This is a genomic window from Hydrocoleum sp. CS-953, from assembly GCF_002260545.1.
In the GTDB taxonomy this organism is placed as follows: Bacteria; Cyanobacteriota; Cyanobacteriia; order Cyanobacteriales; family Microcoleaceae; genus Trichodesmium.
Window position 1 is genome coordinate 1 of the sequence record NZ_LGSU01001301.1, and the last position, 9,484, is coordinate 9,484.

7 protein-coding genes are annotated in these 9,484 nt (G+C 36.8%); 5 read left to right on the forward strand and 2 right to left on the reverse strand.

Annotation, left to right across the window (positions count from 1 at the left end; genetic code table 11):
- Nucleotides 1-57 precede the first annotated feature (57 nt).
- The 4 genes from AFK68_RS43595 (at nucleotide 58) to AFK68_RS23475 (ending at nucleotide 5,811) form a co-directional block, all read left to right on the forward strand.
- Nucleotides 58-189, forward strand: a complete 132-nt coding sequence (locus tag AFK68_RS43595; RefSeq protein WP_256386625.1) for a hypothetical protein — start codon at nucleotides 58-60, stop codon at nucleotides 187-189.
- A gap of 67 nt (nucleotides 190-256) precedes the next feature.
- Nucleotides 257-3,097 carry a DNA methyltransferase gene (locus tag AFK68_RS23465; RefSeq protein WP_094675549.1) on the forward strand — a complete coding sequence of 947 codons (2,841 nt, stop codon included), beginning with the start codon at nucleotides 257-259 and terminating at the stop codon, nucleotides 3,095-3,097.
- A gap of 182 nt (nucleotides 3,098-3,279) precedes the next feature.
- The gene (gene recO / locus AFK68_RS23470; protein ID WP_094675551.1) at nucleotides 3,280-4,134 is read left to right on the forward strand and encodes a DNA repair protein RecO; all 855 of its coding nucleotides are present in this window, start codon (nucleotides 3,280-3,282) and stop codon (nucleotides 4,132-4,134) included.
- A 297-nt stretch (nucleotides 4,135-4,431) separates the two neighbouring features.
- Entirely contained in the window at nucleotides 4,432-5,811 is a 1,380-nt protein-coding gene (locus AFK68_RS23475) for an MFS transporter (RefSeq protein WP_094675553.1), read from the forward strand.
- A gap of 379 nt (nucleotides 5,812-6,190) precedes the next feature.
- Here AFK68_RS23475 and hemB read toward each other — a convergent pair whose 3' ends face one another.
- Nucleotides 6,191-7,195: a porphobilinogen synthase gene (gene hemB, locus AFK68_RS23480; RefSeq protein ID WP_094675554.1), complete on the reverse strand. Its 1,005-nt coding sequence runs from the start codon at nucleotides 7,193-7,195 to the stop codon at nucleotides 6,191-6,193.
- Between the two features lie 290 nt (nucleotides 7,196-7,485).
- On the opposite strand from hemB, the gene AFK68_RS23485 reads away from it, so the two are divergent.
- The gene (locus AFK68_RS23485) at nucleotides 7,486-8,097 is read left to right on the forward strand and encodes a hypothetical protein (protein ID WP_094675555.1); all 612 of its coding nucleotides are present in this window, start codon (nucleotides 7,486-7,488) and stop codon (nucleotides 8,095-8,097) included.
- Between the two features lie 146 nt (nucleotides 8,098-8,243).
- Here AFK68_RS23485 and AFK68_RS23490 read toward each other — a convergent pair whose 3' ends face one another.
- Entirely contained in the window at nucleotides 8,244-9,365 is a 1,122-nt protein-coding gene (locus AFK68_RS23490; protein WP_371357522.1) for an FAD-dependent oxidoreductase, read from the reverse strand.
- Nucleotides 9,366-9,484: the final 119 nt, after the last annotated feature.

Genomic DNA, 9,484 nt, shown 5'->3' on the forward strand with positions numbered 1-9,484 from the left:
CTTGGGAATATGCTAGAAATTTAACACCGCGACCAAAATATGTAATTTTCTGTAATTTTGACAGGCTTTGTTGATACTTCTATTGATATTATTCCTTTAGTAGAATTGCCGGAATGTTTGAATGCTTTTACCTTTATGTCAACTATTATTGCCTCTATTTCACAAATGACTAACAACTCAAAAATTTAATCACGAGCAAAGATACTAAATAGCTTCTATAATTAATACAAGATAATTTTTCATAAACGATATTATTATGCCAGCTACACCAGAAAGTATCCACGGTTTTCTTAACTATTGTCGGGAATATATTAGTGGTAGAGAAAGAAGTGATGGTCAGTTATTTTTAGAGAGATTTTTTCAAGCATTTGGATATGCAGGTTTAAAAGAAGCAGGTGCTAAATGTGAAGAGGTAGTTCCTGATGGTAGTCGCAAGGGAAAAACAGGATTTGCCGATTTATTTTGGCCGCGTCAAAATCTAGCTTCGGTATTAGTTGAAATGAAATCTAAACAGATAAAAAATCTCCACAAACATTACGGTCAAGCTTGGGAATATGCCAGAAATTTAACACCAAGACCAAAATATGTAATTCTCTGTAATTTTGAAGAATTTTGGATTTATGATTTTGACAAATTAGTTGATACTCCTATTGATATTATTCCCTTAGTAGAATTGCCGGAACGTTTGAATGCTTTTACCTTTATGGAATATAGTTCAAATATTCCTAATTTTCGTAATTCTCAAGTTGTGGAAGTGACAAAAAGAGCAGCTCAAAGAATGGGAGAATTATTTCAGAAACTTAAGGCTAGAAGTGGGAGTAATTTTACTGTCGAAGAAGCGCAAAGATTTGTCTTGCAATCTGTCTTAGCAATGTTTGCTCAATGGCGAGGTTTATTACCAGAAAATATGTTTACTAATTGTATTCAAAAATGTCTAAAAGGAGAAAGCACTTATGATATTTTGTCTGGTCGTTTATTCCAAGAAATGAATAATCCAGGAATTACGAAAGTGGGTATGTGTAAGGGTGTAGATTTTTTCAACGGCGGATTATTTGCGACTATTCCTCAAATTGAATTACGTCGAGAAGAATTAGAATATTTAGAAGCTTCAGCACAGGAAGATTGGGGTAAAGTTCGACCTGCTATTTTTGGTAATATTTTTCAAAGTACGGTGGGTGAAAAAGAACGTCATGCAGGAGGGATTCACTTTACTTCAGAAAATGACATTATGAAAATAATTCGACCGACTATTAGTAAGTATTGGGAAGACAAAATTGATGCAGCTAATACTGTTAAAGAGTTAGAATTTCTCAGAACAGAAATGCGAAATTATCGAGTTCTCGATCCTGCTTGTGGTTCGGGAAATTTTCTTTATATGGCTTATCAAGAATTGAAACTTGCCGAACAGTTATTACTAGATAAATTAACCGAAATTTCTCAATCACCTCAGCTAGAAATGGGGTTTGTTACGCCCTTACAATTTTATGGCATAGACAATAATTCTTTTGCTGTTGAATTAGCACGAGTAACATTAACTATTGCTCGTAAAGTTGCTATTGATAAACTAGGGATAAATGAAACAGTTTTGCCTCTAGATACTTTGAATAAAAATATTGTTTGTAAGGATGCTTTATTTAGTAAATGGCCTCAAGTAAATGCGATTATTGGCAACCCTCCTTTTCAGTCTAAAAATAAAATGCAAGCTGAATTAGGTCGTAGTTATATTAATAAATTAAGAGAGAAATATTCAGAAGTTCCAGGGAGAGCAGATTATTGTGTTTATTGGTTTAGAAAAAGCCACGATGAATTACCAGAAAACGGTCGTGCTGGTTTAGTGGGAACTAATACAATACGTCAAAATTATTCTCGCGAAGGAGGATTAGATTATATTGTTAATTCGGGCACTATTACGGAAGCTGTTTCAAGTCAACCTTGGTCTGGAGATGCTGTAGTTCATGTTTCAATTGTTAATTGGATGAAGGGAAAAGTAACTGGCAAAAAGAAACTTTATTATCAAATTGGAGATCAAGAAAATAATCCTTGGGAAATGATGGAATTAGACTATATTAATTCTGCTCTTTCTACAGGATTTGATGTTACTCAAGCTCAACAATTAAAAGTTAATTCTGATTCCCAAAGTTGTTATCAAGGGCAAACTCACGGACACGAAGGTTTTTTATTAACTCCCGCAGAAGCAACAGAAATGATTGTTAGTTCTAGCAAAAATTCTGAGGTAATTTTTCCTTATTTAACTGGAGATAATTTATTATCAACTATTCCACCACAACCGCAACGATATGTCATAGATTTTCACCCACGAGAAATAGACGCAGCTAAAAAATATAAACTGCCATTTCAACGGATTAAAGAGTTAGTTTTACCCACCAGAGAATCTACAGGAGAAACAGAAATTAAACGCAATGAAATAGCTCGCAAAAAAAATCCGAAAGCTAAAGTTAATAGACATCATCAAAACTTTCTAGCTAAGTGGTGGTTACTTTCTTATCCCAGACCAGAATTAATCGGCAAAATTGAAAAATTATCTCGATATATTGTTTGTAGTAGAGTCACAAAAAGACCGATTTTTGAATTTATTAATTCTGATATTAGACCAAGCGATGCTTTACAAGTTTTCCCACTTTCTGACGACTATTCTTTTGGTATTTTACAATCAACTATTCATTGGCTTTGGTTTACAGAACGTTGTTCAACTTTAAAGGGCGATTTTCGGTATACATCCAAGACTGTTTTTGATACATTTCCCTGGCCGCAAAATCCAACTTCAGAACAAGTTATGAATGTGGCAAGTGCAGCCGTAGAATTGCTCGAAGTTCGTCGCCAAATTATGGAGAAAAATCAAATTAGCTTAAGAGAAATTTATCAAAATTTAGAGCAAACCAAAAACACAAAATTACACCAAGCACAGGAAAATCTCGATAGTAAAGTACGTTCTGCTTATGGCATAAAAAATAATGAGGAAACTCTAAAATTTCTATTTGAACTTAACTTAGAAGTAGCCAAACAGGAAACTAAAAATCAATCAGTTATTGCTCCAGGAATGCCACCTTTTTTAAGGAGTAGGGGAGTGGGGGAGTAGGGGAGTGAGGGAGTAACTTCTTTGCCTAACTCAGCAGCAAAAATACTAACTTTTTGAGTATGAAGCAGCTCAACAAATAAACACCAGAAAATCTAGAAAGCCTAAAACCTTTATCTGTAAATGCTTTAAGATTTAATCAACCCTACTGAAATGAAAAGTGCTGATAACTGATAACTGAATATATGGCCCAACTCTATAAAGCAACTGGAATAAATCTCAAAGCCATGCCTTTAGGAGAATCAGACCGTCTATTAACCATACTCACCCCAGAATATGGTTTGATACGAGTAGTCGCTCCCGGAGTCAGAAAGCAAAAGTCCAAACTGGGTGGTAGAAGTGAACTATTTGTAGTAAATCAATTATTAATATCCAAAGGCCGATCGCTCGATAGAATCAATCAAGCAGAAACTATACTATCCTACGCGGGCCTAAGTCAAAACCTGGGAAAATTAGCAGCAGGTCAATATTTAGCAGAATTAGTCCTTCACCAAGCTCTGAGCGAACATCCTCAAACAGAACTTTTCTATTTACTAAGCGAACATTTGGGTCGAATAGAACAACTACAACATAAAACCGACCGACTTTGGCATACCCAACTTATAGCATACCTCGCTCATGGAATTTATCATCTACTCGCTATAGAAGGAATAGCACCACAAGTCCAAATGTGTTGTGCTACAGGAAATGAATTACAACCAAACTTCAATTATTCCGACTGGCAAGTAGGCTTTAGTATAGACTCAGGAGGAATTATTAAAATTGATGATACTTCTGTTGTACAATCTTCTTATCCAAACTTATTAGGACAAAAGACTACTACTAAAATCAATACTTTACTCAATGCTAATCAACTTTCACTACTTCAGCAGTTAGCTGAACCTCAACTCAAAGCCCTAGTTAAACTCACTTCCCATCAAGATTGGATTGTAGTAGAAAAACTTTTAAGAAAATATGCTCAGTATCATTTGGGCTACTCTATCCGCTCTGCGGAATTGATTGATACTTATTTAGAATCTCAAATAGGGAGTAGGGAGTAGGGAGTAGGGAGTAGTTAAGATTCAGTCCAGTAGGATGCGTTTTTACTCGCGCAAAGCATTCCATTAGGAACGCTTAACTCACCGAAAAATTAGGGATAGGCGGTGCTATAAACTACTGTATAAATTTAGTATCCAAACCAAATTTTTTTCACAAATAATTTACCGAAAAATTAAGGTATAAAGCCTCTCCATTCATGGAGAAAAAAAATCTTTTTAACCAATCCTCTTTTTTTATAATAAGAGGTAATTCTCAATTCTCAATTCTTGAACAATATTCATTATTAATTATCAATTAAAATGCAACTATCTGATTCAAATTTACAAACAAAAAAAAGACAAGAAAAACAACCGAAAAACAAATCTATTTCCGCTGCATCATTAGCAGAAAAGGAACCAGAACGTGGACTTTTGCCAGTGCTGAAAAATGGTAAATTTTTAACCCTCTGGAGTGGTCAAGTATTTTCCCAACTAGCAGACAAAGTTTACCTGGTATTAATGATTGCTATTATTGCTAATCAATTCCAAGCAGAAGACCAGACTATCAGTGGATGGGTATCCGCAATTATGATTGCTTTTACTATTCCCGCAGTATTATTTGGAGCTGGAGCTGGTGTCTATGTAGATAGATGGCCAAAAAAAGCCGTTTTAGTTGTGACAAATATTGTCAGAGGTGGTTTAGTTCTGATTTTGCCAATAATATTGTGGCTATCTAACGATTTTAATCTAGGCAACCTACCTTTAGGATTTTGCCTAATGTTATTGTTGACTTTTTTAGTTTCTACCCTGACTCAATTTTTTGCCCCTGCGGAACAAGCGGTTATTCCCTTAATTGTAGAAAAGCAAAACCTACTTTCTGCCAACTCTCTCTACACCACTACAATGATGGCTTCTGTAATTATCGGCTTTGCAGTAGGAGACCCATTATTAGAATTAGCCGATAATTTAGTAGCAAAAATTGGTTTTGGGGAAGCTTTAGGTAAAGAATTAGTCGTAGGGGGAAGTTACGCGATCGCTGGTTTACTATTAATACTACTCAAAACAGGGGAACAGAAAGACCTAACAGAAAAGGAACAACCCCATATTCTGGCAGACTTGCGAGATGGCTTACGTTACCTGAAAAATCATCATCGAGTTCGTAATGCTATTATTCAGCAAATCGTTTTATTTTCTATTTTTGCAGCTTTAGCAGTTTTGGCAGTACGTTTGGCAGAAATTATTCCTGGTATGGAAGCTGAAGAATTTGGGTTGTTATTAGCTGCTGCTGGAGTAGGTATGGCTATTGGTGCTGGAATGGTTGGTCAACTCGGACATTGGTTATCTCATTTCCAACTTAGTATGATTGGATCTATCGGAATGGCAGTTTCTTTAGCAGGTTTATCTATATTTAATCAAGAGTTTTGGGTAGCTATGGTTTTGATTGGTATTTTAGGAATGTTTGGTGCAGTAGTTGGAGTGCCAATGCAAACTACTGTTCAAGCAGAAACTCCTGAAGAAATGCGGGGAAAGGTATTTGGTCTCCAGAATAATGCAGTTAATATTGCTCTAAGTTTACCCTTAGCTTTAGTAGGAGTGGCAGAAACTTTTCTTGGTTTATCGACAGTTTTGCTTGGGTTAGCTGGAGCAGCAATAATAGCAGGTATTTTCTTCAGTTTCTTTTCTAAACCAACTTTTGAATAGTTGTTATAGCGCTACGCGCTAGGGAATAGGGAATAGGGAATAGGGAATAGTAAACTGTCAAAGGGTTTCACGATTTAGAAATGTTCTAACCTTAATGCGTAGCGCTATATAACAATCCTATTTTAGGGAATAGGGAATAGTAAACTGTGCTACCGGACATGATATAAGTTATATCATGTCTGGATAATTAATGATAAAAAAAACTTTCTCCTTCTTTTCCTGTTCTTCTTTCTTCCCTCCTGACTCTGTAGGGACGTTGCATGCAACGTCCCTACCTCCTGACTCCTCCATGGTTATTTATCACGGTTCAACCAAACATGATATTATTGCTGATAGCTGACAGCTAATAGCTGTTTGCGAAGCATTCCGCAGGAAATGCTTACTTCAAAATTAACGCAACTTCCTTAGCAAAATAAGTCAAAATTAAATCCGCACCAGCACGTTTCATACTCGTTAAAGTTTCCAACATCACCTTTTTCTCATCTATCCAACCCTTCTCACCAGCAGCCTTAATCATAGCATATTCCCCACTCACGTTATAAGCAGCTACAGGTAGATTAGTTGTCTTTTTCACCTCACAAATAATATCCAAATAAGCGAGCGCGGGCTTAACCATCACCATATCTGCACCTTCAGCAATATCCAAAGCAACCTCTTTGATGGCTTCCCTAGCATTAGCAGGATTCATTTGATAAGTCTTTTTGTCCCCAAATTTTGGCGCAGAATCCAAAGCATCCCGAAATGGGCCATAATAAGCTGAGGCATATTTGGCAGAGTAAGCAAGTATTCCCACATCGAAATATTCAGCAGCATCCAGAGCTTTTCTAATCGCTCCAATACGCCCATCCATCATATCTGAGGGTGCCACAATATCAGCACCTGCTTCAGCCTGGGATAGTGCTTGTTTGACCAAAGCTTCTACGGTGGCGTCGTTGAGAATGACTCCATTTTCCGCCACAATACCGTCGTGACCTTCGCTAGAATAGGGGTCGAGAGCTACATCAGTAATGACGACAATATCTGGTATTGCTTGTTTAATCGCCTTTACAGTTCTTTGTATTAACCCATCTGGGTTGTAGCTTTCCGTACCAACGTTGTCTTTTTGATCTTCCGCAACTAGGGGGAATAAAGCGATCGCATTAATTCCTAAATTATAAGCATCCTCTATTTCTTTGAGCAATAAATCTAGAGTATAGCGATAACTTCCTGGCATCGAAACAACCTCGACTTTTTGCCCTTCTCCTTCCATCACAAACAATGGATAAATTAAATCGTTGACGGTTAACTGGGTTTCCTCAACCATACGTCGCAAAGCGGGAGTGCGACGGAGACGACGGGGGCGCTGTACGCCAGGAAATTCTGTGGACAAATTTGTTTCTGTCATGGGTAGATTACTTATCCTAATATAATTGATAGTCATTAATCATAATCAAAAATTGACATCTAGTCAATGGAAATTAGAGAGAATCTACCCCCGACCATTAATACTTTTTCAGCAAACCCACACGCACTGTTATTTTTACCCTATTTATTTGCTCTCTTTGTGCAACAAAGCCAGTTATAATTAATAATAATTGTATTCTTAGCCAAGTACAAAATAGATATGCGCTTAAAATGCTTAAGAGCTGATCAATGTTTCTGGGGTGAAAACTCAACGACAAACTATAAATAATTATGTTACAAATTAGATTAGCTCAGACTCCTGAAGAAAGAGAAGAAGTTTTCAAATTGCGCTATCAAGTCTATGTAGAAGAACTAGGAAAGTGGGAAAATTTTACTAACTATAAACCTAACCACAAACAAAAGAAAGTAGAAGATTCATTAGACTTATCTGCTAATTTATTTGTGGCTTTTAATAATTATGAGTTATTTGGTACTGTTCGATGCAACTATGCTAAAAATTTAGATTCAGACTCAGACTATTATTCAAAGCTTTATAAAATCAGTGAAACAGTAGGAGATGCTAATATTTTATATACATCAATTGGTGGAATATTTATGGTCAAAGGTTATGTTAGAGGAAAGCTCATAGCCTTGAGAATAGCGCAAGCATATTACAAAAAACTGTTGTTAGATGAAATTAAGTTTGATTTTATAGATGCTTTACCATACTTGGTTCCTTTTTTTGAAAAACTAGGTTATCAAACTATTGGTAAAATTAATTATTCAATTTATGACATTAGGATACTGATGGTATTAAACATACTCAATATTCCACATTTAGAGAAAGTTAAATCACCTCTTCAGCGTGTTTACAGGAACTGGTTAAAATCTCAGAATGCTTAACAGCTTAAAACTCTAATTATGTTTTTATTTTTTATAGTCGAGAATATATTATTTGTAGGTGTTTTGTCTCCAAACCCTTACTTAATTATTAGACAAGTTTAGTGTTTTTGTAATAACCTTAATTTTCATTCTTCATTAAAACTTTTCTAAACTGAATAGGCAGTGTAAATAGTTTGTAAGGCTCTTTGCACAATATCTTCATCTGAAAGTGCCGATAAAGCTAAAGCTGGTGGGCCGCCATTTAAAACCATAATGATAGGTTCTTTGATGTATGGATAAAGATTAAACCATTGGTTAAACTGCCCCGGAGGAAGATCGTTTTCTGGAGTTAATATCCAGGTAGTTGATAGATCCCAGAATGGCTGATCGAATAACAAATAAATTTTGTCTAAAGTCCCCATTCCGAGTCGATAAATAGCTCGCTGCTTATTTTTGGGCAATACAGGATGGAACTTGATATCTCCTTTTTTGAGTACACCAAGGGGGACTGTTACCAAAACCGCATCAAAAGATTGATTATTAATTTTCTCAAAACCCAGTGTCACCCCTTTTTCAGTTCTCGAAATTTCCTTAACCAGTGTATTCAATTTAATTTTGTAGTCACCCTTGAAGGCTGCCAAAATACCTGCGTATCCATCTGGGAATATGACATCGGGGCCGTCGTAGTCATTCACGAAGAGATAAGCTCGCTGATTGATTCGATCTTTATTTGTTCCAGCCGTGTGCTGGATGCTAACAACATTTTCCAACCATCCAGGGGCATCACTGTCCCTAATTTTACGCCTACCACGTCCTCGAATAATGTAATCCTCTTTTTTCGTTCGGATAAGTCGCTGACTTAGCCCCTCGGCCAAATCCACAAGGGGGTTTCCGTTTATCCCATGAATCCAACTAGCTCCCAGTTCCAATGGTACTCCCAGCCGATCATCTGTCCATATCCGTCCCCCAATGCGATCGCGTGCTTCAAACACAGTAACTTCTCGACCATTTGTGGAAAGTTTATGTGCTGAAGCAAGGCCGCTCATTCCCGCACCAATAATTGCAATCCTATCAGCGCTACCTTGCAAGATTGAGTTAGCTGCCCGAAGCCCAGATTCGTAGGCAGCATGAACTGTACTGTTATACTTTGGAAAAGTAGCTTCACCAGCAAAAAAGATCTTCTTGTCAATGGGCTGCTCCAGGGCACCAATGTCACTGCGCGAAGCTCCCTTTGGGATGTATGAATATGAGCCGTATGTGTAGCGATCGCGACTCCAATTGGTTCGGATGTAGCCCAGAAGCTTTTGGTTTTTCGCCTGAAAACCCTCCCAGGGCAAGAAATTAAAAAGTAAGCTACTGGTAACTCCATGTAGTAATAATCGTCGATTCATTTTTAGCTAGATTTATC